Origin of the sequence: Streptomyces sp. NRRL S-31 (assembly GCF_000718775.1) — a bacterium.
Lineage (GTDB): Bacteria > Actinomycetota > Actinomycetes > Streptomycetales > Streptomycetaceae > Streptomyces.
The window spans coordinates 1-629 of sequence record NZ_JOCB01000240.1; the positions used below are offsets into that span (position 1 = coordinate 1).

1 pseudogene is annotated in these 629 nt (G+C 76.9%); it reads left to right on the top strand.

From position 1 onward, the window contains the following. Nucleotides 1-629, top strand: a pseudogene (locus IF37_RS0138415) (hypothetical protein); the annotation flags it as partial.

Sequence of the window (629 nt, forward strand, 5' to 3'; positions counted from 1 at the left end):
CACCACCTCCGGCCCCCACCTGCCCACCCCCACCCGGCCCACGGAACCGACCGCGGAACAGACCGCTGAACGGGCCGCGGAACCGACCGTGGAGCGGCCCCCGGTGGTGGACGCGGGGAACGCCCGCCGGACCGAGACCGCCGACCGCGCGGCCGGTGCGGAGGACCGCGCGGCCGGGGACGGGACCCGGCAGCGGACGGCCATGCCGCCCGAGGACCGCCCGGCCGACCGCGCCGCCGAGGACGCCTACGCCGTCATGGCCGGCACACCCGTCAGAACTCAGACGGCAGCCGCCCACCCCACCGTCCCGACCGAGCGGGCCACAGCCGAGCCGGGTACGGCGGCCGTCATGCCCGCCACGTCGCAGGCCACCGCCGGGCGCAGCCGGTGGAGTCGACTGGCTTCAACGGCCCCCGACGACGCGAGCCTGGTGCAGGTACACGTCCGGGGCGAACTCCAGCGCCTGGGCCACACGGTGACCGGCCCGCTCTCCGCCGCCGTGGCCCAGCACTACGACGAACTCGACCCGGCCTGGGACACCCACTCCGTGCCACGACGCGCGGCCGCCATCGCCCACCGCATCGCCACGGGCGACGACCTCCCCCTCAGCCGCTGGCAGGAACTGACAC